The sequence below is a fragment of the Spirosoma pollinicola genome (assembly GCF_002831565.1).
Classification (GTDB): Bacteria; Bacteroidota; Bacteroidia; order Cytophagales; family Spirosomataceae; genus Spirosoma; species Spirosoma pollinicola.
In genome coordinates, this window is sequence record NZ_CP025096.1 from 8,741,590 (window position 1) to 8,766,106 (window position 24,517).

Annotated in this window: 31 protein-coding genes and 1 pseudogene; 19 read left to right on the top strand and 13 right to left on the bottom strand. The window is 42.9% G+C overall.

Going from position 1 to position 24,517, the window contains the following annotated elements; all coding sequences use genetic code 11:
• Positions 1–4: 4 nt before the first annotated feature.
• Positions 5–208, bottom strand: a pseudogene (locus CWM47_RS40605) (transposase); the annotation flags it as partial.
• A gap of 144 nt (positions 209–352) precedes the next feature.
• Between CWM47_RS40605 and CWM47_RS37580 the strand changes: the two are divergent.
• Positions 353–643, top strand: coding sequence for a hypothetical protein (locus CWM47_RS37580; protein ID WP_240625649.1), 291 nt, complete (start codon positions 353–355; stop codon positions 641–643).
• A gap of 48 nt (positions 644–691) precedes the next feature.
• On the opposite strand, the gene CWM47_RS37585 is transcribed toward CWM47_RS37580, so the two are convergent.
• The 4 genes from CWM47_RS37585 to CWM47_RS37600 form a co-directional block, all read right to left on the bottom strand.
• Complete coding sequence (locus CWM47_RS37585) at positions 692–1,066, bottom strand: hypothetical protein (RefSeq protein ID WP_100993592.1); 375 nt, start codon at positions 1,064–1,066, stop codon at positions 692–694.
• Positions 1,067–1,079: 13 nt separating this feature from the next.
• On the bottom strand, positions 1,080–1,262 hold the full coding sequence (locus CWM47_RS37590; RefSeq protein WP_100993594.1) for a type II toxin-antitoxin system HicA family toxin: 183 nt from the start codon (positions 1,260–1,262) through the stop codon (positions 1,080–1,082).
• 97 nt (positions 1,263–1,359) lie between these two features.
• Positions 1,360–1,557, bottom strand: coding sequence for a hypothetical protein (locus tag CWM47_RS37595; RefSeq protein WP_100993596.1), 198 nt, complete (start codon positions 1,555–1,557; stop codon positions 1,360–1,362).
• Between the two features lie 83 nt (positions 1,558–1,640).
• Positions 1,641–2,567 (bottom strand): replication initiation protein, encoded by a 927-nt coding sequence (locus tag CWM47_RS37600; RefSeq protein WP_100994192.1) that lies wholly within the window; start codon positions 2,565–2,567, stop codon positions 1,641–1,643.
• An 853-nt stretch (positions 2,568–3,420) separates the two neighbouring features.
• Here CWM47_RS37600 and CWM47_RS37605 point away from each other — a divergent pair.
• From CWM47_RS37605 to CWM47_RS37615, 3 genes are read left to right on the top strand one after another with little or no spacing between them, the layout of a single operon-like run.
• A complete protein-coding gene (locus CWM47_RS37605; RefSeq protein WP_100993597.1) occupies positions 3,421–3,894 on the top strand; it encodes a BfmA/BtgA family mobilization protein in 474 nt (157 codons plus the stop codon).
• Positions 3,891–4,916: a DUF5712 family protein gene (locus CWM47_RS37610; protein ID WP_100993599.1), complete on the top strand. Its 1,026-nt coding sequence runs from the start codon at positions 3,891–3,893 to the stop codon at positions 4,914–4,916. Before CWM47_RS37605 ends, CWM47_RS37610 begins: the two co-directional genes overlap by 4 nt.
• The gene (locus tag CWM47_RS37615) at positions 4,913–5,611 is read left to right on the top strand and encodes a hypothetical protein (protein ID WP_100993601.1); all 699 of its coding nucleotides are present in this window, start codon (positions 4,913–4,915) and stop codon (positions 5,609–5,611) included. The genes CWM47_RS37610 and CWM47_RS37615 overlap by 4 nt, the downstream gene beginning before the upstream one ends.
• A 43-nt stretch (positions 5,612–5,654) precedes the next feature.
• Here CWM47_RS37615 and CWM47_RS37620 read toward each other — a convergent pair whose 3' ends face one another.
• From CWM47_RS37620 to CWM47_RS37635, 4 genes are all read right to left on the bottom strand, one after another.
• On the bottom strand, positions 5,655–6,059 hold the full coding sequence (locus CWM47_RS37620) for a response regulator (RefSeq protein WP_100993602.1): 405 nt from the start codon (positions 6,057–6,059) through the stop codon (positions 5,655–5,657).
• A gap of 489 nt (positions 6,060–6,548) precedes the next feature.
• The gene (locus CWM47_RS37625) at positions 6,549–6,836 is read right to left on the bottom strand and encodes a hypothetical protein (RefSeq protein WP_100993604.1); all 288 of its coding nucleotides are present in this window, start codon (positions 6,834–6,836) and stop codon (positions 6,549–6,551) included.
• A 452-nt stretch (positions 6,837–7,288) separates the two neighbouring features.
• Positions 7,289–7,471, bottom strand: a complete 183-nt coding sequence (locus CWM47_RS37630) for a hypothetical protein (RefSeq protein WP_157816224.1) — start codon at positions 7,469–7,471, stop codon at positions 7,289–7,291.
• Between the two features lie 21 nt (positions 7,472–7,492).
• The gene (locus tag CWM47_RS37635) at positions 7,493–7,849 is read right to left on the bottom strand and encodes a hypothetical protein (protein ID WP_100993608.1); all 357 of its coding nucleotides are present in this window, start codon (positions 7,847–7,849) and stop codon (positions 7,493–7,495) included.
• 1,378 nt (positions 7,850–9,227) lie between these two features.
• On the opposite strand from CWM47_RS37635, the gene CWM47_RS37640 reads away from it, so the two are divergent.
• The 5 genes from CWM47_RS37640 (at position 9,228) to CWM47_RS37660 (ending at position 12,389) form a co-directional block, all read left to right on the top strand.
• Entirely contained in the window at positions 9,228–9,656 is a 429-nt protein-coding gene (locus CWM47_RS37640; RefSeq protein WP_100993610.1) for a BLUF domain-containing protein, read from the top strand.
• 285 nt (positions 9,657–9,941) lie between these two features.
• Entirely contained in the window at positions 9,942–10,286 is a 345-nt protein-coding gene (locus CWM47_RS38890) for a hypothetical protein (RefSeq protein ID WP_100993611.1), read from the top strand.
• Positions 10,287–11,007: 721 nt separating this feature from the next.
• On the top strand, positions 11,008–11,262 hold the full coding sequence (locus CWM47_RS37650; protein ID WP_100993613.1) for a hypothetical protein: 255 nt from the start codon (positions 11,008–11,010) through the stop codon (positions 11,260–11,262).
• Positions 11,263–11,449: 187 nt separating this feature from the next.
• Positions 11,450–11,791 (top strand): hypothetical protein, encoded by a 342-nt coding sequence (locus CWM47_RS37655; protein WP_100993615.1) that lies wholly within the window; start codon positions 11,450–11,452, stop codon positions 11,789–11,791.
• A gap of 211 nt (positions 11,792–12,002) precedes the next feature.
• Complete coding sequence (locus CWM47_RS37660; RefSeq protein ID WP_100993616.1) at positions 12,003–12,389, top strand: hypothetical protein; 387 nt, start codon at positions 12,003–12,005, stop codon at positions 12,387–12,389.
• Between the two features lie 170 nt (positions 12,390–12,559).
• Here the strand turns inward: CWM47_RS37660 and CWM47_RS37665 are convergent, their stop codons facing one another.
• Positions 12,560–13,861 carry a DUF4249 domain-containing protein gene (locus CWM47_RS37665; protein WP_100993618.1) on the bottom strand — a complete coding sequence of 434 codons (1,302 nt, stop codon included), beginning with the start codon at positions 13,859–13,861 and terminating at the stop codon, positions 12,560–12,562.
• Between the two features lie 118 nt (positions 13,862–13,979).
• A complete protein-coding gene (locus tag CWM47_RS37670) occupies positions 13,980–14,528 on the bottom strand; it encodes a GNAT family N-acetyltransferase (RefSeq protein WP_100993619.1) in 549 nt (182 codons plus the stop codon).
• A 235-nt stretch (positions 14,529–14,763) separates the two neighbouring features.
• Here CWM47_RS37670 and CWM47_RS37675 point away from each other — a divergent pair, with 235 nt between their 5' ends.
• From CWM47_RS37675 to CWM47_RS37695, 5 genes are all read left to right on the top strand, one after another.
• Positions 14,764–15,177 carry a helix-turn-helix domain-containing protein gene (locus CWM47_RS37675; protein ID WP_240625650.1) on the top strand — a complete coding sequence of 138 codons (414 nt, stop codon included), beginning with the start codon at positions 14,764–14,766 and terminating at the stop codon, positions 15,175–15,177.
• A 355-nt stretch (positions 15,178–15,532) separates the two neighbouring features.
• On the top strand, positions 15,533–16,144 hold the full coding sequence (locus CWM47_RS37680; RefSeq protein ID WP_100993620.1) for a replication/maintenance protein RepL: 612 nt from the start codon (positions 15,533–15,535) through the stop codon (positions 16,142–16,144).
• A 669-nt stretch (positions 16,145–16,813) separates the two neighbouring features.
• On the top strand, positions 16,814–17,272 hold the full coding sequence (locus tag CWM47_RS37685) for a hypothetical protein (protein WP_100993621.1): 459 nt from the start codon (positions 16,814–16,816) through the stop codon (positions 17,270–17,272).
• A 764-nt stretch (positions 17,273–18,036) separates the two neighbouring features.
• Positions 18,037–18,417, top strand: coding sequence for an LPD3 domain-containing protein (locus CWM47_RS37690; protein WP_100993622.1), 381 nt, complete (start codon positions 18,037–18,039; stop codon positions 18,415–18,417).
• Positions 18,418–18,796: 379 nt separating this feature from the next.
• Positions 18,797–19,420 (top strand): hypothetical protein, encoded by a 624-nt coding sequence (locus CWM47_RS37695; protein WP_100993623.1) that lies wholly within the window; start codon positions 18,797–18,799, stop codon positions 19,418–19,420.
• Between the two features lie 140 nt (positions 19,421–19,560).
• Here the strand turns inward: CWM47_RS37695 and CWM47_RS37700 are convergent, their stop codons facing one another.
• Positions 19,561–19,986 carry a hypothetical protein gene (locus CWM47_RS37700; protein ID WP_100993624.1) on the bottom strand — a complete coding sequence of 142 codons (426 nt, stop codon included), beginning with the start codon at positions 19,984–19,986 and terminating at the stop codon, positions 19,561–19,563.
• 311 nt (positions 19,987–20,297) lie between these two features.
• On the opposite strand from CWM47_RS37700, the gene CWM47_RS37705 reads away from it, so the two are divergent.
• From CWM47_RS37705 to CWM47_RS37725, 5 genes are all read left to right on the top strand, one after another.
• A complete protein-coding gene (locus CWM47_RS37705) occupies positions 20,298–20,651 on the top strand; it encodes a BfmA/BtgA family mobilization protein (RefSeq protein WP_100993625.1) in 354 nt (117 codons plus the stop codon).
• 338 nt (positions 20,652–20,989) lie between these two features.
• Complete coding sequence (locus CWM47_RS37710; RefSeq protein WP_100993626.1) at positions 20,990–21,589, top strand: RepA protein; 600 nt, start codon at positions 20,990–20,992, stop codon at positions 21,587–21,589.
• A gap of 308 nt (positions 21,590–21,897) precedes the next feature.
• On the top strand, positions 21,898–22,293 hold the full coding sequence (locus CWM47_RS37715) for a hypothetical protein (protein ID WP_100993627.1): 396 nt from the start codon (positions 21,898–21,900) through the stop codon (positions 22,291–22,293).
• A gap of 23 nt (positions 22,294–22,316) precedes the next feature.
• Positions 22,317–23,219: an IS3 family transposase gene (locus CWM47_RS37720; RefSeq protein ID WP_100993628.1), complete on the top strand. Its 903-nt coding sequence runs from the start codon at positions 22,317–22,319 to the stop codon at positions 23,217–23,219.
• A 210-nt stretch (positions 23,220–23,429) separates the two neighbouring features.
• Positions 23,430–23,789 (top strand): hypothetical protein, encoded by a 360-nt coding sequence (locus CWM47_RS37725; RefSeq protein ID WP_157816225.1) that lies wholly within the window; start codon positions 23,430–23,432, stop codon positions 23,787–23,789.
• Between the two features lie 46 nt (positions 23,790–23,835).
• On the opposite strand, the gene CWM47_RS37730 is transcribed toward CWM47_RS37725, so the two are convergent.
• Positions 23,836–24,423, bottom strand: coding sequence for an outer membrane beta-barrel protein (locus CWM47_RS37730; protein WP_100993630.1), 588 nt, complete (start codon positions 24,421–24,423; stop codon positions 23,836–23,838).
• Positions 24,424–24,517 lie beyond the last annotated feature (94 nt).

Sequence of the window (24,517 nt, forward strand, 5' to 3'; positions counted from 1 at the left end):
AGCGCCACAGAATTTCAATGGGATTCAGATGAGGACTGTAGGTAGGTAAATAAAAAATGGATAGACCTTGGCTTTCCCAAGTATCAAATTCGGTTTTAACCACTTTTGCATGATGAATAGGGCCATTATCCAGTACAATTACGTAAGGTTTAGGGTGTACTTTTCGAGCAAAATCATCCAAACAATTCTTAATAAAGGCACCGTCCAAATTGGCTTCACTGTGATAAACCGTTAACTGACCCCTAGCTAGCTAGCTGAAGATACACCCAAAGGAAAAGCGTATCAAATTAGCCAGGTATTATTACGGCAAGAGTATGAAGCTCCATCTATAACCACACTGCCTGCTTTAGTTGTGAGTGATTCACTGCAACTGGAAAACCAACAACTTCGGGAAGCAGTGACCGAGCGTGACCGGACGATTCAGCAACTACAAAATCGTCTGTTTGAGCAAGGGGATGTTATGAATGCGATGGCTAATCAGCTGACTAGTCAAATGACTAATCAGAAAATGAGTCATATTGAAGAGTTACTAATTCAGCAAAATGCTCAATTAGGCGATTTACAGAAAAGACTACCTTCACCTGAAGCTGATGAATCAACACCCAACAAGCGTAGCCTATGGCATCGATTATTCGGTCGCTGAGTCGCACCGAAACGGCAAATGCACCCAATGTTGGAGAGTCCCCCCTTATTAGGCTGCTACCAACTGGACGCTTGATAGTTCAAGGGCTAGCCTGTGTACTGCATCCTCAATGCGTTTAACCTGTTCGGGAGAGGGTTGCTTACTACCAGCGCTGTAATGCCGCAATAGGGTAGCATTCATACCCGCATATTCCGCAATCTTGGAGACCTTCAGATAAGCATATTGTTCAAAAAAAGCGGACAGGTCGTAGGCATAGGTGAACTCGATGTCGTGCAAATCATGGAACTCCTGTAGGAGTGTCTTCATATTCACCCGTAGCTCGTCGAGCGTTGGAGCGGAGTCAACTAACAGATTGTCATCATAAGCAACCCGGCCCCATAAAGCGCCATCGGCCTTTTCGATAATAAGTGGTAATACTTGCATAGCTGAAGAGCGATTATTTCAAGCCGGCCTGTTTTAAAATAGAATTGACGGTCCCTTTAGGAAGGTCACCTTTATGCATGGGTAGTGTTACCTTACCTGCTTTGGTTAGATGAATCAGTTGTAGGTGACTTCCCTTCTGGTCTTTCTCCGTCCATCCGTCGGAATGGAGCAATTTTAAGAGTTCTTTGGCCTTCATTCTGCCGGAGTAATACAACCTAAAGGTCGCATATTTGCGACCTTAGAACAAGTTTTTAGGTCAAATTATTCTGAACGGTAGCTGCAGGAACAACGAGTTAGGTATTACGGGCCTGCGTTTTATTAGCTAGCTCGTCGTTTGATTCCTCCATCGCTTCGTTCCATTCACCTAGAAACAGCGCTTTTTCGTTGGCGCTGCCTACCAGCATGGGATTGGTTTTAACAAACGATAGACTCCGCAGCAGTTCCATCATGAAACCTACTTTGTTATCAGGGATATCTAAAACGATTTTCATACGATCAAGATAGTCAAAATTACTATTTCTGACGCGTTTTCAGGCTCTACACGCCCTTATCTGGTAGTCGATGGCCTTCCCCCTTATTTTTCTTTCCCCTTTGTTTCTAAGCCAAATACTTTGGCTGTATAGCTTCCAACGTTTTTCACCTTGCCATCAGCGATTTTCACTTGAACGTCGTAGAGTTGGCGAGTAATAGTTTCAGAAGAATGGTTAGCTAATATCTGCTCAGCTTGGTCAGAGCGGAGTCTGAATTGTTTGATTAGCCGCTCTTGCAAAGTTGATGTTTGAGCTATTTCTAGTTTGGCTTGATAGAAGACCTCAAACTCGACTTCAACTACTGGTTTACGCCCCCGTCCTGGTCGGTCACCATAGATAGGTTTGTAAGCGAATGTCAAGTCGGTGTGGCCATTTATCTCTTTTGCAGCCACATCTAAGACTCTCATTTGAAAGCGGGTCCAGTTGGAATAACTATCTTTCCCTGTCTTTGGGTCTATAACCCAAAGCATATTTTTGAGGTCAATTAAGTTACGCCGGAACGTCTTGTCTTTCATGTTTTTGTACATGCACAGTAACTCATAAATCCGTTTGGCATAGGCTGAGTTAAGTGAAATAGCCGCAACCAACTGTATTTTAGTATACTTCTCGTTTAACTCGACATAAAACGGGCGTACCATTTGTGATAACTCTATTTGTATAATTCCCGTACCCTTTTTGTATAGAGCTGAAGCTATAAAAGTAGCCTGTAACACGTCTCCGTTTGGCAAGGTAGTCTCAAAGACCCGCGATAATAACTTACGTGAAGCTTGCTTATAAGCCTCGAATTTTAACTCTTCTGACCCAGTTATATGAGCCATTTCTTTGACTGATACCTGATACATTTTAGTAACTGGATCATCTTTCTTTATACTTGCGACTACCATGTACAAGATATTCTTCTCTGCTTCACTCATTTCATAGCGAGCAACAGTAAGAACATTGTCTTGCCAAATCTCTATTACTTTATTCATGATAAAATACTGATAAGCAAAATTATACAAAAAAGTAGCAATAAAAAATGCCAATAACTTTTAAAAAGCACTATTCTACCGACCAAACGCTACTTTATTAAACCCGTTTCACCGACCAAACGCTACTTTATTAAACCCGTTTCACCGACCAAACGCTACTTTATTACCGACCAAACGCTACTTTATTAAAGTTATCCACAGTGTAATCATTTAGTAATCAGGGGGTTATTTGCTAAAAAATCGCCTTACAAGTGTTTAACAAGTGATATTTGATAATACACAATCACTTGTTGTAAAAAAAAGTGGCTTGAAAAAGCGGTTTTTAGGGGTAAAAAAGGACAAATAAACATTGATCACCGGATTGCTAACGAGTAGATCAAAAAACAATGGGGAAGAGAAAGGAAAAGAGCAAAAACTAAAAAACGCACCGGGGCCGCGAAACTATAAATTTAGTTAAATGTTTCACGATTTGTATTATTCAAATATTAATTCGAGTACTCATTTAGTAAAGGCTGATGAAAAGAAGAACCACTAACCTATTCTATCCCCTTTCCAATACTTGTACCCCCACCTATTCAATTACCTAAGTTGACCGGGATTTAATTTGGTGATTTGCGGTATGTTCTTTAGCTTCCTGATATGAAGCTTACCCATCCGGCGCGCGTGTCGTGGTACGGTCTTGTAAAGAGCGAGACGGAACGCTATTCCGCTACGCTTCATACCGTTCGTCTCGCCCTACGGATCTGATAATCAATAATTTATAATTAGTAAGCGTTAATAATTAACTTATTTTTTGCATACTTTACCATTAACTAGCTGATAATCAATACCAAAATGAATAGAAATTATCCGTATGAACGACCGTAAGAGTCTATCGATTAGTCTGGGAACGCACCGGCAGTTAGAGAAGTTAAGCGATCAATTAGGCTTATCTCACAAAGATTTAGTGGCCATTATGCTCCAATTTTTTGCCGTAACCAAGCTTGATCCGCGCTATCCCAAAGCCGATGCACCCGATATCGTGCTCAAAAAATTAACCGATAAAGTCGATTCGCTGGACAAGCGCTTTATTGGATTTATCCGAGAGCAGGAAAAGGAAATCTTAAAACCTATGCGGGCCGACGTACAGGCCCTCCGTCAAGCCGTAGAAAGCGGCTTAGGCGGGGGGGTAACCCCCCAACAACTCGAAGAGCAGTTGACCAGCGTAGTCGAAGCGGTGCAGACGTTGGTGCGGCTTTCGTTCCGCACCGCTTTGGTCGATAATGCGCTCCGGAGCGAATACAAGCAGCAGGCCGATCAACTCATTGCCCAACAGAACGGCCTATGATGACCAAGATACCGTCCGGTGGTTCGGGCCTTTCGAACCGAAGTGGCTCCTGTGGGGGACTGGTGGCGTATTTAGAAAAGGAGCAGTTGGGGAAGTGGTTTGGTCGAGAGGTTGAGGCCATTGCTGGTTACCAGGTCATAGCTGAACTGGATGCCAATAAACGGAATTTAGGGCGGTCCGATGACAAGTATTATCAGATCGTACTCGCTCCGTCTAAGTCGGAGTTAGCCCATATTGAGGCTGATCCGGCTGCGTTGAAAGCCTTCACCCGCTCGGCAATGGAGGAATACGCTCAGAATTTTGGCAAGGGGATTGAGAGTCGTGATCTGGTATGGTATGCCAAGATTGAGCATAGCCGCAGCTATGATTATACCGACCGCGCGGTTCAGTTGGGGGAGCAGGCTAAAGGGGGGCTAAAAATGGGCGATCAGACCCATATTCATGTGATCGTGAGTCGTACCGAGAACCTGAAGACCTACCGGCAGGATCTGACCGAAGGCCTGCACGAGCGCAAGAACCCCTATCACCTAAGTCCGCTGACCAATCATAAAGGCACCACGAAAGGCGTAGTCTTAGGCGGTTTTGAACGCAACGGCTTTAGTCAGCGGGTCGAGCAATGTTTTGACCAAGGCTTTAGCTATGAGCGTAGTCTGACCGACTCGTTCCGGTATCTGCACGGGATGAAATACGGGGATGAGGGCCTCAAAGCCGAACTAAGTCAAGCCGCCGCCTTGGAGCGCAGTCAGCAACGGGAGCAGGCCCGATCGCTGGAGCTGGCCAGCCAGCAGCGGCAAGCTGAGTTGCAGGCGGGTTTAGGGCAGGCTTACCAGCAACAAGATGTTCGCACGTTAAGCCAAGGCTTAGAGCAAGCCGAGCAGATCCGTCAGCAATTGGCCCAGCAACGTCAACAGGAGCAAGCCCGTCAGTTGGAGATAGAGCGGGCTGAAAGCTTAAAACAAGGACAACGGTTAGAACAAGGTATCCAACAAACGCCCCGTCAGGATCGGGGTTTATGGCGATGAACGAGAATAAATATCTAAAAAACCTAAATCAAAAGAGTACATCCAGTGCCCCTATCCCCGCAGCGGGTAGCCCTTCACCGGCTTCTCCCGTGCCGCCAAGCGCGCCCAACGGGTATGATCCGATTCAACGGTTAGTCGATGAACTAAGCCGCCAGAACACGGCTATCGAGGGGTTAAATACACGGTTTGATCGGTGGGAAAAACTGCCCAAAGGAGCCAGCCAAGCTGAATTGGCTGCCTTGATGCAGGCCGCTCGAGAAGGCATTGATTTCAACTTGGATCCTGAGCCGATTGCTCGGTTGTTACTGCCTAAATTAACCAAAGGGATGCCCACGGTAAGCAACCTAAAAACCGCCACTGACGAAGGGGTGAACGAAATACGGGCCGTTGGGCTGGCCGCAGCGGAGCGCATTGAGCAGGCCGGTACTACGGCGGCTAATCGCATTGAGTGGGCCAGCCGCAGTAAGGCCAATGCGTGGGCTAATCGTATTGGCTTTACCAGCTGGCAATCCGCTCTGGTGGTGTTTGGGTTACTGGTGGTGATCGGGGGCAGTCTGGCTTTATACGAGCAGTCGTATCAACACGAGATCCAGACGATGCGCATCCAGGATAATGCCACCAAGGAGTTTGCGGGTTGGATTCAGGAGAAGTACCCCGAAGTCTGGAAAGCTTATCTGAAAAAGTTTGCCAAGTGATCCGTGTTGCAAACGCCGGTTCCCATTAACTCCCTACCTTAAGTTACCTTAATAGCCACTGCTCACGCAAGCTCTGAGCGATTTGATTTAACTGTTGAAAGGTCAGAGGCTTGGTTAGAAATTCATTGGCCCCTAAGACCAACGATTGCTGACGATCTTGGTCGGAAGACGATGTCGTTAACATCACGACCGGCAGAGCGGCATACTTCGTTACACTACGCAACTCACTCAGGGCCTCAAACCCATTTTTACGGGGCATATTAATATCCAACAGAATCAGCCGGGGAGTCTGTTCATAGTTATCCAGCGTCGGTAGTAAGTCCTCCCCATCGCTGAGCGAAAGTACGCTGATGGGCGGTTGGCTGTTGAGGAAAGCCGAGCGAATAAAGAGTTGATCATCTTCATCGTCGTCAACAATCCAAACCGAGGGTGTACTGAGTTGTTGCATAAGCTAGCGGAGCCTGTGAAGCGAAGCAATATTACTTGTTTAATCCTTTTTAGACAAATCTTAAACAAGAAAATACGTTTACTCATGGTCTGTTTTAACCAGATTATACTTATTGGATACTTGAATTGCCGTTCGCGAAGGATCTTTGATGAAAAGTTAACCTTGGTAAAACGACGTCGCTTTCCTTTATAATACGTTAAGCGTATCAGTCGAGTCTTGTAAAATTGGCCTTCAACGGTCATATTTAGACGGAATTTTAGCCTTAATACATGGTGCATTATGGAGTTGTGCTCTGAGTACCGAGTGAGACGAAATGGGTACCCGTGCAGGAAAATCTGGCTGGTATTGGTTGGCCAAGGGTCTTTTTCGATCCGTCCGAACGGTTGACCCTTGCGCAGGCCATTCGTCGCCGCGCTCAGTTGCGCGCTAGGTATCCTGGCTTCACGTTTACTCTGGAAGAATATGAAAGTTAACGGACCATATCTGGCCTTATAGGCCAGTTCGCTTTATCGCTTGCTTGGGCGTCAACCACGGTAAGCCGTAAAAGACATAGGTTCCATCCAGGGTGTAGATATCCAGTAAACCATCCAAGTTTCCGATGCCATACTTAATCCAGTCACCATCGATATTGTAGATATCAAGTAGGCCTTTCCCGGTGGTCACTCCATAGGCGCTATAATTGCCGTACTCATCAAAGAAGTTGATGAAGTCCGCATCCATCCAAAGGCCAAAAGCGACCAACTTTCTTTCCAAGCTATATATCTTTAGGGGCTTCATACCTGTCTGCGAGCGAGGGACTCCTAGGGGGCAGCAAATAAGAGCTAACCAGGTAGCCTGATCAACGGTAAAAACTAGGAGGTCAAATAAGGTAACGGCTCGTGAATAGAGCTGATAAAATTAAAAGGGGAAGTGGTCTGGGAAGAGCTGTAGAACCGAGTTTACCACGGGGTGAAAAAGGGAACTCATATGCAATATTACACCCTCTCTTTGGTCCGCTGTTAATTGTACTTTTTGACGGGTTGTTGTATAATGTAGCTGATGTCATGAGATCATTTGAATCAACTTAGCTAATGTGCAGTGACACACTACTGTATAATGCAACTACTTTATTTCCCCAATTGAATAACTTAATGGGTTTTGTTAACATATGAACGATCGTTTGTCGTGTATCAAGAAGAGTAAAGCGGGTGGTTTATCACTTTGATTCAATGGCTCCGAACCAAAGCCACTTAAGCTTCATCAAACGTTCTGCTCACGTCCTCCAGCAGTTTTATTAAAGCAGCTCCTACTTGACCCCTCACTAAACTAGGTAAGTAAGGTAATACCAGTTCGTCAACTGCTTTGGTGGTTTGTCTAACAGCTCTTTCAATCTGTTTCTGCCGGCTCTCATTTTGTAGCTGAGCGTGTTCCATAAGTCTAGCGATCTCGTTCAATTAGTCTTGATTTTGATGATAGTTCATCAATTGCTCTTCCGTCGCAAATAGTTGAGGTGAGCTACCATCGGCCACCACACATTCCACGGTAAAGGCTGAAAATAGATTCGCATCAGGCACCAGGGTGTAAACGACTCGTTCGACTTGTATATCCTTTTGGCTGGTTAGCTCGGTTACCGCAATACTGCCACTAGGCCCGGTTCCAAATACTACTTTGACCGAAGAAACAGTCGCTTTTAGACAAGGTTCGTTCCTTACGACGCCAACCACGGATCGCTCATCGGGCGGATAAGTAGTATAAACGACATCGCCTACTTCGAAGGGGGCGGTAAAATCGAGTGAAAATCGGATTGGCATGCGTGAAAGTTATTTTTGGGCTACTGTTTTTACTGATTACACTTACTTAAGCAAGTGCCTTTTGATCATAAATACGGAATTTAATGAGGATTCGGCCCCATTTTGGGTGTATTCAAAAAAAGGTACATAAATCGTCACGAGCTTACTATACGTTTTTCACTAGGCTTTAGGATCGTATAATCAACTCTCAGCCGGTTGAAGAACACACATGTGAGTCTTAATAAGTCAGCTGAGCAGTAAAGATGAGACCGCGCGGCGTCCGCATTGAATTTTGAGATGGCAACTTGAAACAGATTTTAGCCCGTTTTTACTCCCTCCAAAGGCACAAGAACCTGTCTTAGCTAAACGTCCGTTTATTTGAGACGCGAATTTTCGAGTCGTGACTGCAACGACGGACCGTGGTTCATGTACCTTTTCTTAAACCTACCCCTTACGTGCAGATTTATACTTACAAATATGACAAATTTTATATATGATATTATTTATAGAATAATATCGCGCATCGATCCTATGCTTGCTTCTTTAGTGTTCACTTGTTATATATATTTGAGTATAAATTTATAATTATATAAAAAATAATACTTAGAAGATATATAGTATATAATAAGTAAACATAAGGATTTGTTATGTACAATCGCTGTTATTTGGGTATTGTTTAAAGGATTGTTTGCTAGACAACTTCTTTTTCAATAAGCTTATTTACGCGCTAGCGAACAGATACCTATCGTAGGTATCTGTTCGCTTTGACCAATTAATACAACTGAATTTGCTGATGATGAACCCATTGACTATTCTTATTGCGATTGTATCTGTGGCGGTGCTTGTCGTTTTGGTTCGGGAAGCTCTCCGTCATGTGACGGTTAAAAAACGGTGTCCAGTTTGTGGCAACCGGCACCCAGATCGAACAAAACGACCGGCTTGGGTGAAATCAGTGGAGTTCCTAGTTGCGTCGGAAAGCTACCGCTGTCATGCCTGCGGCAACCGATTCACTCGGATCGGACGATCGACCGTAAAGGCTTCAAAAGAAGTTATTTTGTAATAACGACAGCCATCGGCGGTGCAATGAGGTCCCGATTTATATCGCAACCGGCATTGTGAAATGGTTGTAAAGGCTCCAAAGATGAAAGTCTAAAGGATCTTCTCCCGTTTAAAGAATCAACCGCTGGGCGGTCTCGAGTTTTTGCGAAATAATCTTTCACCTGCTAACTAACCAGGTCTACATCTTTCCGGATAGGTGGATGAACTGTTCACGGCCCGTTGCAGCGGTACCAGTTAGCTAAGATATCCCATTATTGTTCTAATTGAGTTATCGAAGGATAGGGATTTGACTAGCCCTCAACTGGCTGTTACACATGTTATTCGTACACTAAACACTACCATGGAGTACTGTATTGTTCACCTTAGTTCGTCTACAGGTATTTTATCCGATGACGCCTTGAATCGTATCCTTTATCACAGTCAAAAAAATAATCGTGCACTAGGGATTACAGGTATTTTGCTTTATTTCGATGGCTGCATTATTCAGGTGCTAAAAGGGCCTGAAGAGCGGGTAAAAGCCTTGTATGAGGTGATTCGTCGGGATCCCCAGCATACGCAAGTTATTAAGTTGTACAGTGATCACATCCATCACCGATCCTTCTCGGACTGGTCAATGGGCTACAAAACCATATCCGCTCGTGAGGTAGACCATCTAAAGTATGAACTTTCATTCATGGATGGCCCCTTCATTCCTGTATCAAAGGAGCAAGCGAGTAACCCGATTTTGTCATTGGTAGAGGTGTTTTACAAGAGCAACTACCGCAACTAAATCAGATACGATTCATACTAGCAAATTAATCAACATAGCGGTTCAAAAAGGGGAGGTACTGCGATGGCACCACCCCTTTTTGCTATGAAAAAAGGTGGATTTCGTTAAGGTCTGCTTATGGCATTTAAAGTTAGTCAATGGATGTGCTATAGCTTCTTTTGCTACTACTATTCTCTATGGTGGAAAAATAGTAACAAAATTTTAACGTAAATACTTACTTTATATAAGTAATTTTATCATATTTGGTTTTGAGTAATATATACTAACTTATCTGCTGGAATTTTGATGGATACACGCTCTACCTATCCCCTGCCTGGCTTTTACCAGTATACTTATCCAACCTTTGTTGCTACACCACAGTATATCTGCGTGCATTTTTTGACGCCGGATAGCCAACAAGCCTTTGTCAGCTATCCGCATAATCGAACTTGTAAAGCCGCTCAACTGATTGCTATAAGTTGGTTCGAGTCCGTGACTCTATGCCCATTGGAAGGTCAACCCCAACTCATGTCCTTCTTAGGTATGCTATTTACTGAGGAGGCCACTAAGAATTGTATCAAACTTGAATCAAATCAATGGCTGCCAAATGACTTGGCGGGCTATGAGTTCAGCCAACAACGTATGGCTTAATTGCGGACTGGGCAGGTCAAACAATGAGGGTGGAAAATAGGCAAAGAAGGGGGTGGTAACATTGTATGTTACCACCCCCTTCTTTGCCTATTTTCCACCCCTTCGTAAATTGTACTATTCTGAGGGTTGTTGTATAAGGTATCTTATGTTAAGAAACTATTCTAAGATCACATGCCCTATACAAGCCATCAAAACAGGCCGGATTATCTTTTGAAAAGAGGATAAGGAAGTCACATATTATGTTAATATAATATCCCTAGATTGATCTGCTTTATCGTCAAAGTAAAGTCCAGTAATAGCAATCCTAAAGCTGTCAACCAGCCAGCAACGACCTATCATCTGCACTTGTAGCAAAAGAAAAAACGGCTACATCGCTGAGCCGTTTTTTGAGTATCCCACCATTCTTTGCACTACTATATGCACGGGACATATAGGCTTAATAACAGATCGTGTGGTCTTTTGCTTTTCTAGGACTGGTAAGGGCGTCTTATATCTAAGAAAACTTAGGATTTGGATCGGACCCGCACTCGAGCAACGCCCCAATACGATAATCGCCGGTCCGGTTGTAGCTACGTCCCTTTAAGCTTAGTGTATTACAATGTACATTCTATAATGGAAAATAACCTAATTGTAACCGTCTAATAGTTTTAAGGAAATCATGTGTAACTTATTTGGGTAGGTTGGGCGTTATACAATATTCAGCCAACCTAACCCGACTAAAATGTACATTTCTCGTGATATTTACGATCAAAAGCCCCTTTTTATTAGACAAGGCGCTTTACAGCTATGGGGGGTGCTGCTGGCCGAGCGAGTCGATCTGTGTCGGATACGAGAGCTCTATAGCTTCAGTGGCTTTTTTGCCGAGCTGTGCTACGACAAAACAACGGGGAAACCAACCTGTATTTGTTCGTTTACTGGCATACGACGGCTCATACCTTATTTGGCAGATCTGAGTCTGGAAACCTTGTCTCAATAAGGCAATAAGGATTTGAGCAACTATGAAACGGTTGTACCTATACTCTAGCCGTCAAAGCAACTAAGTAAAGATTTAGACTATTATAACCACCAATTCAAGTGTCCTTCGTAATTTATCTTCTAAGTAGAACGGAACCCCTACTTTACTCAATCAATTATTCGCTTCACCTTCCCCAACTAAGCACCCTATGAACTACTCCTCTGAACCAACCTATTCTGTGCTGGAAACTATTCACTTTTCAGCTTGGGTCATCAAAGAATGGAAAATCGCGTTCGTGTTCTCTGAACGCCAACTCGCTGAAATCAAAAAGCTATCTCGCCTTAGCAACTGGTATGAAGACCCAGTGGAGGCGGATACCTATATTGAACGGCTCTCGATCTGCTTTCATAGCGTTGAGGAAGTCTACTCTACGCTGGGTATCTTACCGCAAGTCGGTGATCGACTTTTTAATGGCGAGACGGGTATGATCGTTCAAGATCGCTCGTTTGATGGCAACTTAAAAACAATCACCTTTACCCTAAGCGTGTAATTGCAAAGAGCTATTGTTACTTGGGGGCTGCTTGCAGAATCGTACCTAAGCCTCCTACCCATGTAAACCTTGATGGCCTATTGAATAGACCCTAACATAAGCTAGGTGAAAAGTGAAACACACCTGAAACTATGTTTAGCTTTTCGCCTAGCTTAACGTAACGTTCACTTATACAACAAAAAAATAGTGTACAACAAATAGCTTTAGCCAGATGAATAAATGGCTTTCAACCTGCTTCCTACTTAGCCTCTTTAGCTGTCATCAGCCTACGCCCTTGCCTAATGATCCGACCTATGCTTGTGATTACTCGATTACCTTTCATGGACAGGCCCTAAAGACAGCTATTTTCTATTCGACAACGATAGATAGTTATTATACTAAAAGCATTTATGTAGACTCGCCCAAGGGAACGCTCGCAACCAATGAAGGAATTAATTTATTCTGCAATTTACCCGATGAGTATCAAAGAGCAGGAAAAGTGATCAGCTTTGATGGTGGTTTTGCTCCTATCAATGATTCCACTGGACGGGCTAGTGCACTACAAAAAATCTTTCCTGGCCGTCGTTTGACCTACGTAGTGGTTACCAAGATTTATTAACCGCTTAGCGTTCAATTTTAGACAATCCGAATAATGGATAATTCTATATTCGTAATAAAAACTTTGATTAGTTCCTTAACATAATCCTAGTTATACAACAGCACTGGATAAAGTACAACAAACAAGTTGCCGGTGAATTAGTATTATTTTTAGCTAGGTAGTAACCGAGACTAGTTTGGCCAGCCTTCTGGCTTGAAGGGCGTTCGTTGGTCGAGGGGTGCACATAAGGCCGTGGGCGGACGAGGCGTATTGTCGATAAAAAAGTTTACCACTAGAGGGGAGTTCGGAGGGGGATTGGGGTCGGGACTGGGTTCGGGATGGGGATCGCGTCTGTTCAAGGCATAGAAAAGCTCGCTTCCTTGCCCTTGGGGATACCCATTAATGGGATCGTAGCCTAAGGGTACACCCTGATAATCCTTGCGGTCAATATAAATGGGTTTACTGAACACCCCCGAGGCCGTAAAATAGCCCACTACTACTTCTTTGGGGTTGGCCACATTGTGCACATTACCGACGGGGGCCGTAGGGGGCGTGTCGGCCAGGCCGCCCGTGTTCTGGGTTTGGTCAGCAAACAGCTTGAAATACCGGTAAGCGTCGGGAGTCAGTGAGGATTGACGCACACTTGCCAAACAGGGGCCATGCTGATAGAAGGGGATGGCGGCTACTTTGAAATTGGGGATGAGGCCTCCGTTGGTATATTGATCGTCAAACAGCGCCACCGAGTAACTATGCAACATCTCCCAGCATTGGGTTCGGCAGACATAATCCCAAGTGACACCATAAACGCGAGCGCCAGGATCAATGTTAGTTGGGAAATAACACTCTTCGTACATCTCCGGGCCGGAGATGTACCGGTCAGAACTTACTTCGATAGGATTAAAGATCGAATAAAAGCCTTGATGGCAGGTGCGGCACCAGTACTGAGGTTCGTAGTCGACCCAATCCCAGCGGTAGTAGTTGCGCTGGTCGGCGGGGTCTTGCAACTCGATAAACACATCATGGCCCGAAGTGTAATAGCCCAGTACCGGTGGGGACAGACTCTTAAGACTGAACTGAGCGTGGATCTTCTCAATACGGGCTGCTGGGGGCATCACTTGCTGGGTCGATTCATAGTGCGTGCCGTCACTGAGAGTGAGTCGCAGCTGATAGGCATGTCCAATTTGGCCTTTGAAGTCAGCCGGTAACTGGTAGCGGCCGTCAGTGGTTTCATGGGCCGGAGTCACCACCAAGGAATCCATGACTACTTCAACCCGTGCTTTGGTGATGGGCAGGGTGCCAAATCGCCCCGTCAGCCGGTCGGCCCGGGAGTAATTGAGGAGGATAACTTGGGGTTCGGCCAGGTTGGTCACAGTACCATCCACCACGATGATATCCACTGTGCCCCGCAGGACTAAGTCTTCAGGGTCCACGCAGGCCAGCGGGAGCAGACTGAGTAGGCAGCCAAGAAGTGCCTGCAAGGTAGAGGAACGCATGAGCTAAGGATCAACTAAGGGCTAGACAAAAGAAAGCAATGGTTAGGGATAGTTTACCATCCTTGGCTTTCCCAGGGCCACAGTAACCATTCAAGGCTGTTGTATAAGTGGCACTATGTTAAGTAATAACTTGAACTTGGCTCTTATCGTACAGATTCAGCCAATCCCGATGTAAGATCGAATAAATATATTCGTCTTCAAATTCGCCCTGCTCATTGATGCCCGACTCGCGAGAGATCCCTTCAAACTGAAAGCCAATTGTTTTCTCAATCGAGCGTTTAGAGGAATAATTGGAGATTAAACAGCCCGTAGCCACCCGATTCAGGTTTAATAACTCAAAGGCCAAATAAAATAGATGAGGTTTACTACGTGGAGTCACGCCCCGCCCCCGCATGTGTTCAAAGACGTCGGCTCCCGTTGATCCACTTCGCTCTGGCCAACTGTCGATACTCAACAGGCTCATACCCGCTAGTCGGTCTCCTAGTAGCGAATAAAACCCATAATTAACCTGGAGTCCCTTTTCATATTTAGGTAAGTAATTCTGAAACAGCTCCTGCTGCATTGGCTTAGAGTCGGAAAAACCTTGAAACAAGTCATATACTTGACTAAGGTTGTCCTCCGTAATCAGATGTAGGGTAATAGAATCAGAATATAACGTCTTAAACATGAATTCACTTGTTGTATAATCTAACGTTATGATAACCTAGTGAGTTTGCAATGCAATTCATAATGACTAGTCATTATGAAATTTTTGATTATTGAATACTTTAAGTAATCAGCCTGACATTGGTAAAATTTGTAATAGTACTATATAGATGATATTCAGGATGACTAATCACAGGAATGGCCCAGAAAAGTTATAAAGTCATATATTTGGTCCAGTGACTAATCATGATAACGCAATGACTAATCAGGAATTCTTGACGATTAAAGAAGCTGCTCAGCAGTACAGCCGTTCTGAACAGACTATTCGCCGACTAGTCAAACAGCATATCTTGACTAGTCATGTACGATCTGAAGATACACCCAAAGGAAAAGCGTATCAAATTAGCCAGGTATTATTACGGCAAGAGTATGAAGCTCCATCTATAACCACACTGCCTGCTTTAGTTGTGAGTGATTCACTGCAACTGGAAAACCAACAACTTCGGGAAGCAGTGACCGAGCGTGACCGGACGATTCAGCAACTACAAAATCGTCTGTTTGAGCAAGGGGATGTTATGAATGCGATGGCTAATCAGCTGACTAGTCAAATGACTAATCAGAAAATGAGTCATATTGAAGAGTTACTAATTCAGCAAAATGCTCAATTCTAGCTAGCTAGGCAAGAAATAGGATTTTTTAGTATACTCACTTATATACTGTCTTACTGAGTAGCCAGCCATGTTTCTCACCTTAAAAACCTCCCGTTGGTCGTCTTTTAAGGTGAGAAACGGCTTCTTTCTCTCCGACTGTCGAGAAAGCCCTTCAAAGTAGGGTATAATAATAGCTTAAGAAGCGACTGCCTGTAACTATCTGATTATCAATAGGGTTCAGTTTACACTTTGGAAACCGAAAGTTTACACTCTGGAAACTTTCGGTTTACGTTTTTTGCCATATTTATAAACTATAAGTTTGGAAAAAACATTTCTTTAGTTTACAATTGCACACAGTTTTATAAACCATTGTTTTATGAATAGTGGCAATAGTTATAAGAAGATAACCGATTACACGTCATTTGATGAGAATCCATTTATGGATAATGCTGTCAATGACATTAGAGTAGTTAAGAAGACACAGATAATTCGTCCCAAGGACAGCTCAGAGATTCAACAGATTGTAGCACAGGGAGGTGAAGTAACTGGTTATTCTGCATTTATGCGCTTCATAGAGGTAGATGAAGAACGTTTTGCAAAAGTGTATCTAAATCAATTTGCTTCTTTTTGGGATCTTCCGAATACGGCTATAAGAGTATTTGGATATGTAATAAATACCATAAAACCGAAGCAGGATATATTCACGTTTGACTTAGAAGATTGCCTGGCTTATACTAAGTACAAAACTAAGAAAAGCGTATTTGAAGGGTTATCAGCTTTAATTGAATGTGGAATCATTGCAAGGGGAAATAGACATTACAAATATTTTATTAATCCACTGGTAGTGTTTAACGGTGATCGAGTAGCTTTCACTAAAATGTATGTGAAGAAAAAGAAAGACAAGGAAAGTGCAGGCGTTAGTCAACTAGATCTTTTTAAAGAAGATGCTCTAAAATTCGATAGACAAGACTATAAGGATATTGGCTAAAAGCGGGTATAAGTTCTCTAGAAGAAGAGATCTTATCAAAGTAAGCCTAGAGATCGTGCTGAACGTGAGTGGCTCTGTGGGGACACAACCATGAGGATAGGCCGACCAAACGACGAGAGTCGTCCAGCCCCCGGATTGTTAGCTTGAAGCCTCCGGGGGCTTCTTCGTGCCCTACGGCCACGGGATTTTGTATCATGACCCCAAACTCGAAGAGTCGGTAGGGCTCGAGTGATTAGCTTTTGCTGTTTTCCTGACTCTTCGAGTTTGGGGTCATGATACAAAATCCGTGACGGGTACCGTCACAACGGGGAAAGGCTGACGCTAGATTGTGACAAAGGGGAAAAAAAGTACTTAATAAAAGTAACTTACTTTTATTAAGTACTTTTTAAGAAACGGTCTTCAGAGGCTGGAATGCATAAAAAAAGGCTACTGCTTTAAAAAGCGTAGCCTAGAAAAGTCTTTTATCAAGTTGAGTAAATCACTGTACTCAACTCCTGTTCCCTTATAATGTTTTTTTGTACAGTTGGTGTGGCGTTATGCCTCAGAAAATCCTGGGGGTTTGGGGGCTAGCCCCCAATTACTTAAACCGCGTCGCAGACTCCGCTTCTGGTTTCAGTAAAGTTGAAAAGGTCATAACTTTGGTGCTTTATACACGCAAATAACAAACACATGATAAAATCTATCATCGCCTTCATCCTTATAGGTTTAGTGATGGCCTGTGCACCTTCTGATCGCAATGATGCCGTTACCCCAGCCAAGCCAATTGATTACACGGTTGGTCTTACCGGTAAATTTCCTGTAACCTTTTACCTAGACGCTGGCAATGCAATGAACCTGCCCCAAGGGGAAACAACCGGGGAATTTGAGATTAGTAAGGTTGACTCCGTCACCATCTTCATTAGAACTACCGTATACTTTAAGGAGACTAACTGGAGTGTACAATATTCGGGTAACTACGTATTAAAGCCGAGTGCTACTGATCCTAAGCAGTTTACCCTTATTGCTGACACCCCTACCTTATCTACCTACAGCCAATCAATAACTGGCACCATCAGCCTTACAGGATTAGAGCAGCAATTCATCAATCCCTACGGAATCATTATTCAGTTTAAGGGGAAACGCAATTAAAGTAAGGTTGGTCTGCTGTTTTACGAACTTACAAATTAGTTATTGGACTATTATTTATCGAGCTAAGCTACTTGCAGACAGGACAAAAATTACTTACATAGCCATCCGGTGTGAGAAGCGCAGGGCGGTCTTTTTAAAGAGCAAGCGGGAATTACGCTACGCGATAATTCTCGCTTGCTCTACGAGGTTTCTATCTGTAAATCAAGCTGTTAACTTGTATACTCTAATTTTTAAGTAAGCATTTAGTATATAATAGCGCAAAAAAGCCCATTTCCCGCAAGAAATAGGATTTTTTAGTATACTCACTTATATACTGTCTTACTGAGTAGCCAGCCATGTTTCTCACCTTAAAAACCTCCCGTTGGTCGTCTTTTAAGGTGAGAAACGGCTTCTTTCTCTCCGACTGTCGAGAAAGCCCTTCAAAGTAGGGTATAATAATAGCTTAAGAAGCGACTGCCTGTAACTATCTGATTATCAATAGGGTTCAGTTTACACTTTGGAAACCGAAAGTTTACACTCTGGAAACTTTCGGTTTACGTTTTTTGCCATATTTATAAACTATAAGTTTGGAAAACTAGCTAGCTAGACAACCTAGTCAAGCGGATTATAAAAATATTAGCTGAAACGGACGCCGGCACTGCTGAGGAGCAACCAGGCCAGGGATAGGCTGATGCACGTACTAACCGTACTTGCGCCCCGGATTGATAGCTAAAGTAGCCATCCGGGGCTTTTTTGTAGATGACTATTTAAAAGAAAATAGCTGAATGGATTTAGGTCAATTACGAAAAACGATACTGGAGAAAGTCAAAGACGAGATAATCAACCAGAAGATCTCTGTTTACAGAGACGAACTACAAGCTAGTATCGAATTCAATATATCCGGTATTAAAGAATGCATCAATCAGCCTTGCAGTACACACGTTTTTATTACAAAACTCGATCTTATAGCTGATCACTTGATTGAATCGCTTACAGCAGCAGAATATATCGGCTACACCTCTTACCAGACACATCCCAAAGAGCATGTTCTAGGCTATCATTACTTCAAAACTCAAATGGGAGGAGTGACGCTTTATTTCAATGTACAGTTTACCATTCAGAAGAAGTTGGTTCTGTATTCCATCACTGAGAAGGCCTATATATAAAAAAAGCGCTTGACGTGCTTAGGGGAGTAGAAATCCAATGCCGTTTCAAACGCTCACAATAATAACGATTTTTTCGATACATTCGTTTACTAGTGTCTGTTAGCCCGTACCGGGCTAGGTTTTTTTCAGGCATAAAGCACACCTAACTGTACAATTAAATTTACCTTTGGGGGCCTTGATAATCAAGGCTGTTGAAAAGAAAAATGGGCAGAGGAAAACAGGTTTGCCATGTCCTGTTTTCCTCTTTTTTCCCCCTTGTCCTGTTCCGGCGTTCGCCCTGTGTACAGTTAGGTGTGCTTTATGCCTGAAAAAAACCTACGGGGTTTGGGGCAGTCAGCCCCAATATTACAAACGCGTCGCAGACTCCTATTTTTGTAGCATGAGTATCGACAAAACGGATCTACGTAATCGAATGGGCCGACTTCGGCAAGCGTTTTTAAAAGCTGATTGTCAATCAGTAGAGGTATTAACTGTTAAATACAAATTACCCCTTTCTTTTCTTACGTTCCTCTGTGAACTAGACCTGTTAGTTAGTCAGAAGCAGATCACTTTCTGTCGTTCAGCCGCTTGGCTCCGTGAGCCAAATATGACTTTGACTCGGTTGATCAACATTGCTACAGGAAAAACAAAGATTCAAACCGATTCTGCACCTGTTCAGTTACCACAAACTCCTCCTGTGAGTGCAGAAATGCGCGATATGCCTATTAATACGCCTTTTCTGGGGAATGTCATCAAATCCCGTAAAAGCCTGACTATGGGCTTTAAATTGACCAATGCTAAGCAGCTTAAGGCTGAGTTAAGCTGGTATAGTAGTCAAGCTTTTGACACGATTGAAGCGAATAATCCCGAAGCTCGCCGTCGTTATTATGAGCAAGAAGCTTTAGAAGTAGATGGTCAATTGTATCGAGTAGTCGATTTAGAGCAGCATATGCTAAAGGCGCTCAAAGAGTTTTTTGATGGGGCCGTAGTAGAAACAACCGTTAAGCGAATTCACTATAGTTAAAGTACAATGCCTGGCCACTGATCACAGTAGCCAGGCATTGTACTTTCTGGAGAGTTGTTGTATAACTGATTTTATGTTATTTGACTTTTTGAAGAAATCAGCCAGATTTACAGTTAAGTTGCTAGATAGAAAAATGCAAATTATCGTCTATGAACCCAACGATCTAAACGCCATATATCTTTAATTTCTCCACTAAAGAGACCCAAATGGCCTTTAGAATTCATATCAAAAGTTCCAATTACAATTACGTATTGCTCATTGTAATTTTTTAGATTCTTCTGCTGCCTGATTGATTCTGATAACTCGACCCACAAGCTATTTTTTGTTAAGCCTTGGGTAAAATCCTCTTTGTGCAGATAGATCGCGTTTCCTTCAAATTCTAAGTTCATGTAGCCAATGACTTGAACGAACTTATCATGGTATCGCTCAGGAGTAGCAATCAATTGGATAAGGGAAACTTCTTCTACTAAAGAGTCTAATGGTGTTCTCTTGGTCCCAACAGCTTGAGCTAGTAGGGTATTATTGAAACTCACGATAATCAAAGCTATCAACCAAAATTTAGCCATAGAGTCGATGAAAATCCTGTTGTATAAGTGTGATTATGTAAACCTACCCATCCGGCCAGAGATTACAAAGGGGAAAAAAAGATCTGCCTAACGCTCAACCATCCGGTTAGATAGCAAAGTGATTTCCCTTCAGAAATCAGCAAGAGGAAACGGGGCTAACGCCACCGTTCTCTCTTGCCCCTCCGGGGTTTGATCTGATAATCAGTTAGTTGAAGGAATAATGTGTATACACAAATCATTATTAATTAGTTATTATTTTATAACTAATTAATAATCAGACTATAAAATCATTATTTTTATCGTAAAAAAGTATGCACAAGTACAAAACCATCAGTATTGAGCTAGAGACCTTTGAGACCTTTAGTCGAATGGCCGACAGTTATAAACTCACTAACAAAGGGTTAGTAGAAGCGATGCTGCTCTATTTTCAAGCCACTAAGGCCGACCCTCGTGACCCCAAGACTGATAATCCGACCGATGCCATCAAGGCGTTGGATCGACGGCTGATCTCCTTCATTAAGGAGCAGGAGAGGAAAACGTTGAATCCCATCAAGGAAGCTTTGTTCGAGCTAGCCAGTTCGGAAGGGGCTACTCGCAAACATGAGTTGCGAATTGTGAACAATAACGTTAAGAAGATTATCGCTCACTTGAAGATTGAGTCCTAGAGGAAATCTCATTTTAACTCAAGACCCAAAATTAACTCATCTATTACTAAAAATGAGGTCAAAATATGCGTTCATAATAGAAGCTACATTGTGGCCTAAATAGGGGGTATATTTAAGAACTTAAGAAACAACCATCTATAACTAACTGATTATCAGTATACCAAAAATATCCACTGGATATTTTTAAAATATCCAGTGGATATTTTTGGTATATCTTTCATTGCTAAAAAAGATATTTTTTTTGTATCTAAATAAACTAAAAAAGATAAGTTTTCGTTATCATAGAGATAACAATTTGTTAGCTTTTTATTCTTGAAAAGATATTTTAAAAGTATCCTATGAAGTACAAACCGATAAAAGCACTTCCTTCTTTTGAAGAAAATCCGTTTGTTGAGAAAGCTATACAGGACGTTAAGATCATTAAGCGTCAACAGATTATTAGGCCAAAAAACAGAGACGAGGTCCAACAGATTGTTTCAACAGATGGAGAGGTTACTGGATACTCGTCTTTCACACGGTTCATTGAAGTTGATGAAGAGAAGTTTACGAAGCTCTACCTTAGTCAATTTGCCAATTTTTGGGAGTTATCAAAACCAGCAATTAGGGTATTCGGATATATTCTGACTGTCTTGCAACCAAAAAAAGATGATTTTATATTCGATATGGAAGACTGCTTGTCATACACGAAGTATGCTCAACGTAATCATGTCGTTTCAGGTTTATCAAATCTAATCGAGTGTCAAATCATAGCTAAGAGCAACAAGGACTACAAATACTTTATAAATCCGCTAATGGTATTCAATGGCGATCGAGTGGCTTTTACTAAGATGTATGTGAAGAAGAAAAAAGATAAGGAAAAACTGGACAGTAATCAACTAGACTTGTTTCGACAAGAAACCTTACAACCTAGTCAAGCGGATTATAAAAATATTAGCTGAAACGGACGCCGGCACTGCTGAGGAGCAACCAGGCCAGGGATAGGCTGATGCACGTACTAACCGTACTTGCGCCCCGGATTGATAGCTAAAGTAGCCATCCGGGGCTTTTTTGTAGATGACTATTTAAAAGAAAATAGCTGAATGGATTTAGGTCAATTACGAAAAACGATACTGGAGAAAGTCAAAGACGAGATAATCAACCAGAAGATCTCTGTTTACAGAGACGAACTACAAGCTAGTATCGAATTCAATATATCCGGTCTAGCTAGCTAGCTACTGGTTTCTGTGTACAGTAAACCCGTAAGCTGATGTATATTAAGCGATTACAACGAAATAAGAAAAATAGAAATTCGCTTATCTTTAAGCGACGGATCGTGGAGGTCTATCGGGCTGAAATCGCTCAGCCTGCTGATATCCAACGTTATCTACACATTTCCCTCACGGAGCTTCGCCAGCTAAACCGGTGGTATTTTAGACACCGATTAGCCCCTTATCTGTATCCTCATAAAGCCTATAAAGCCATGAAGAAGCACAACCAAGATGCCTATGTCAAAGCCCTGGAACGGCGCTTAGCAGCTACCGAAGACGAAAATAAGCTGCTTAAACTCAAAGCGGAAGCCTATCAGACGGCCATTCAAATTGCCGAAGAGCAATTCCAGATCCCGATCTTAAAAAAGTCTGGTACCAAACCCTCCAGCAACTGACTCGTCGCTATCCCCTGGTGGGCATGGAGCAGTTATGCGCAGTGTTTGGATTGACAAGGCAAGCCTGGTATGCGGCTACCCGGCGAGAGGAGAAAAAGGGCTTCCAGACCGATCTGGTTCTCCAGGAAGTCAAGCGGATAAGAAAGTTAATTCCCGGTATAGGAACCACTAAGCTGTATGTAATGATGAACGACTTTTTAACTCGTCATACCATCAAGATGGGACGAGACAAGCTTCATAACTTACTAAAAGAGAGTGGTTTACTAGTACAACGGAAACGATCTAAAGTGAAGACGACGGACTCAAGTCACAGCTTTTATAAGTACCCCAACCAAGTTAAAGAGCTTAAGCCGGATCGGCCCAATCGGCTCTGGGTAAGTGACTTGACGTACCTGCTGGTGGGGCATGGCTTTGCTTATTTATCGGTGATCATGGATGGGTATTCGCGTAAGATTGTGGGCTGGTCATTGCATAAAACGCTGGAAGCAAAAGGGCCCTTAGCGGCTTTGGAGATGGCTCTAACCGAGCGTGGCGAAAGCCAACAGGAGTTGGTTCACCACTCAGATCGAGGGGTCCAATACTGCTCTGGCGCTTACGTAGAGCGGCTAAAAAAGGCCCGTATCGCCATCAGCATGACTGAGTCAGGTGACCCCAACGAGAATGCCTTAGCTGAACGCGTATTTCGATGCCTGAAAGACGATTTTAAGCTCCGCGGTTTTGTGAATTTTGGGGTAGCACAAGCCGCCGTGGAGCGGGCAATTATGGCCTATAATGGGGTACGCCCCCATGGGTCGATAAATAATTTAACACCGAATCGAGCGCATCAAAAGAGTGGCTATCACGTCTTGAAATGGTATCCGTATAAAAAGGTGCGGTACGGAAATGTGCACTATCCAGTAGATAAGGCTTTTTCTTCCCCTTTGTAAACCTATTTCAGTAGCATACGGACCTCGGAAAAGTACAGTGTTTAACCTTTTAGGTGAAATCGTTAAACACTGTACTTTTCCGAGGTCTGTTGCATAACTACAATTATGTAAAGAAAATAAAGCAAGAAGCGTTATATAGTTATGATAAAGCTTCTTCTTACTACAATACTATTTCTGTCAATTTTAACACTAGCCATTTGTCAAACGACAATGAAAACATATTGTCACGCTCCTAAAGTGACAATACGAGCTGTGGAAAATGATTCTCTTCCTAGCGAGAGTTACCGCGTCGGAGTAAAATTTGTCTTTGAGACCTATTTTAAAGACACTGTTTCAATATACGTTGACGAACTATGTGTAGCAAAAAAACACCTTAAAAGCTCATCTAATGGTTTTGCCGCAGCTATCGATGTACGTGTTCACCCTTCGCAAGAAATCCTGCTTAAGACAGATCGAGGTGAGTGCACGCAGTTCATTTTAAAACGGGGTTACAAGTACCTGTATATTGGCCGTTCTGATAATAACAATTGGACTCTCGCCTACTCCAATTATCTATGGGGCTATTACTAAATCTCACTTCCAGATTGTTATATAAGTGGCATTATGTTAGCTGAATTTAGCGTGGGCTTAGCTGATAAAATAGTCCTACCTGCCAGTTTTGGTTTGTAAAGGAGTAAGTACCCGAACCCGAAAGGTCGTAAAAAGTTAGTGCTCTAAAATAACCTCCTGTTATACCGACGCGACTGAATTGATAACGGCCACGACCGGTTAAACCGATCTCAATAGGTTTGCTGTTAGACCAACTGGCTGATTTACTAATCAGCCAGTTTAGCTCAGGACCAATCAAAAAGCTTAGCTTCTTCACGGGTTTGACACCAATGGTAGGTCTAATGCCAATGTAAGTGTAACGGACTGGTACGAGCTGTTGCTCAATCGGATTCTCATATCGATGTCCCTTCTGTTGAAGATTCAACTCGATCTGGGTAGTAAACAGCCTGGATAGCTGATGGTCATAGGCTAAACTTACATAAAACCCTGGCTTAGCTTTAATGGGAGCAAGTCCAATCAACGCTGTATTCTCTATACTAACTATTGTATTGGAATAGGAGTAACCAGCGCCGATATTAAATTGATTCTTCGATTGAGCAGACGACTGGTAGCTATTACCAAAGACGATTGCTATTAAAAAGAGAAGGTATCTCATTCCTTAAGCGATTTGTCTGCATAACGTATGCTCTTTTTTTCTGTTGTATAATTTTCGTGGCTGTTGCAAAAGTCGGAAGTGGCTTAGTCTCTTT

Excerpts from the sequence above, each read along its gene's own strand:
- CWM47_RS37585 (WP_100993592.1), bottom strand. The coding sequence starts at position 1,066 with ATGCAAGTATTACCACTTATTATCGAAAAGGCCGATGGCGCTTTATGG.
- CWM47_RS37590 (WP_100993594.1), bottom strand. The coding sequence starts at position 1,262 with ATGAAGGCCAAAGAACTCTTAAAATTGCTCCATTCCGACGGATGGACG.
- CWM47_RS37595 (WP_100993596.1), bottom strand. The coding sequence starts at position 1,557 with ATGAAAATCGTTTTAGATATCCCTGATAACAAAGTAGGTTTCATGATG.
- CWM47_RS37600 (WP_100994192.1), bottom strand. The coding sequence starts at position 2,567 with ATGAATAAAGTAATAGAGATTTGGCAAGACAATGTTCTTACTGTTGCT.
- CWM47_RS37605 (WP_100993597.1), top strand. The coding sequence starts at position 3,421 with ATGAACGACCGTAAGAGTCTATCGATTAGTCTGGGAACGCACCGGCAG.
- CWM47_RS37610 (WP_100993599.1), top strand. The coding sequence starts at position 3,891 with ATGATGACCAAGATACCGTCCGGTGGTTCGGGCCTTTCGAACCGAAGT.
- CWM47_RS37615 (WP_100993601.1), top strand. The coding sequence starts at position 4,913 with ATGAACGAGAATAAATATCTAAAAAACCTAAATCAAAAGAGTACATCC.
- CWM47_RS37620 (WP_100993602.1), bottom strand. The coding sequence starts at position 6,059 with ATGCAACAACTCAGTACACCCTCGGTTTGGATTGTTGACGACGATGAA.
- CWM47_RS37625 (WP_100993604.1), bottom strand. The coding sequence starts at position 6,836 with ATGAAGCCCCTAAAGATATATAGCTTGGAAAGAAAGTTGGTCGCTTTT.
- CWM47_RS37630 (WP_157816224.1), bottom strand. The coding sequence starts at position 7,471 with ATGGAACACGCTCAGCTACAAAATGAGAGCCGGCAGAAACAGATTGAA.
- CWM47_RS37635 (WP_100993608.1), bottom strand. The coding sequence starts at position 7,849 with ATGCCAATCCGATTTTCACTCGATTTTACCGCCCCCTTCGAAGTAGGC.
- CWM47_RS37640 (WP_100993610.1), top strand. The coding sequence starts at position 9,228 with ATGGAGTACTGTATTGTTCACCTTAGTTCGTCTACAGGTATTTTATCC.
- CWM47_RS38890 (WP_100993611.1), top strand. The coding sequence starts at position 9,942 with ATGGATACACGCTCTACCTATCCCCTGCCTGGCTTTTACCAGTATACT.
- CWM47_RS37650 (WP_100993613.1), top strand. The coding sequence starts at position 11,008 with ATGTACATTTCTCGTGATATTTACGATCAAAAGCCCCTTTTTATTAGA.
- CWM47_RS37655 (WP_100993615.1), top strand. The coding sequence starts at position 11,450 with ATGAACTACTCCTCTGAACCAACCTATTCTGTGCTGGAAACTATTCAC.
- CWM47_RS37660 (WP_100993616.1), top strand. The coding sequence starts at position 12,003 with ATGAATAAATGGCTTTCAACCTGCTTCCTACTTAGCCTCTTTAGCTGT.
- CWM47_RS37665 (WP_100993618.1), bottom strand. The coding sequence starts at position 13,861 with ATGCGTTCCTCTACCTTGCAGGCACTTCTTGGCTGCCTACTCAGTCTG.
- CWM47_RS37670 (WP_100993619.1), bottom strand. The coding sequence starts at position 14,528 with ATGTTTAAGACGTTATATTCTGATTCTATTACCCTACATCTGATTACG.
- CWM47_RS37675 (WP_240625650.1), top strand. The coding sequence starts at position 14,764 with ATGACTAATCAGGAATTCTTGACGATTAAAGAAGCTGCTCAGCAGTAC.
- CWM47_RS37680 (WP_100993620.1), top strand. The coding sequence starts at position 15,533 with ATGAATAGTGGCAATAGTTATAAGAAGATAACCGATTACACGTCATTT.
- CWM47_RS37685 (WP_100993621.1), top strand. The coding sequence starts at position 16,814 with ATGATAAAATCTATCATCGCCTTCATCCTTATAGGTTTAGTGATGGCC.
- CWM47_RS37690 (WP_100993622.1), top strand. The coding sequence starts at position 18,037 with ATGGATTTAGGTCAATTACGAAAAACGATACTGGAGAAAGTCAAAGAC.
- CWM47_RS37695 (WP_100993623.1), top strand. The coding sequence starts at position 18,797 with ATGAGTATCGACAAAACGGATCTACGTAATCGAATGGGCCGACTTCGG.
- CWM47_RS37700 (WP_100993624.1), bottom strand. The coding sequence starts at position 19,986 with ATGGCTAAATTTTGGTTGATAGCTTTGATTATCGTGAGTTTCAATAAT.
- CWM47_RS37705 (WP_100993625.1), top strand. The coding sequence starts at position 20,298 with ATGCACAAGTACAAAACCATCAGTATTGAGCTAGAGACCTTTGAGACC.
- CWM47_RS37710 (WP_100993626.1), top strand. The coding sequence starts at position 20,990 with ATGAAGTACAAACCGATAAAAGCACTTCCTTCTTTTGAAGAAAATCCG.
- CWM47_RS37715 (WP_100993627.1), top strand. The coding sequence starts at position 21,898 with ATGTATATTAAGCGATTACAACGAAATAAGAAAAATAGAAATTCGCTT.
- CWM47_RS37720 (WP_100993628.1), top strand. The coding sequence starts at position 22,317 with ATGGAGCAGTTATGCGCAGTGTTTGGATTGACAAGGCAAGCCTGGTAT.
- CWM47_RS37725 (WP_157816225.1), top strand. The coding sequence starts at position 23,430 with ATGAAAACATATTGTCACGCTCCTAAAGTGACAATACGAGCTGTGGAA.
- CWM47_RS37730 (WP_100993630.1), bottom strand. The coding sequence starts at position 24,423 with ATGAGATACCTTCTCTTTTTAATAGCAATCGTCTTTGGTAATAGCTAC.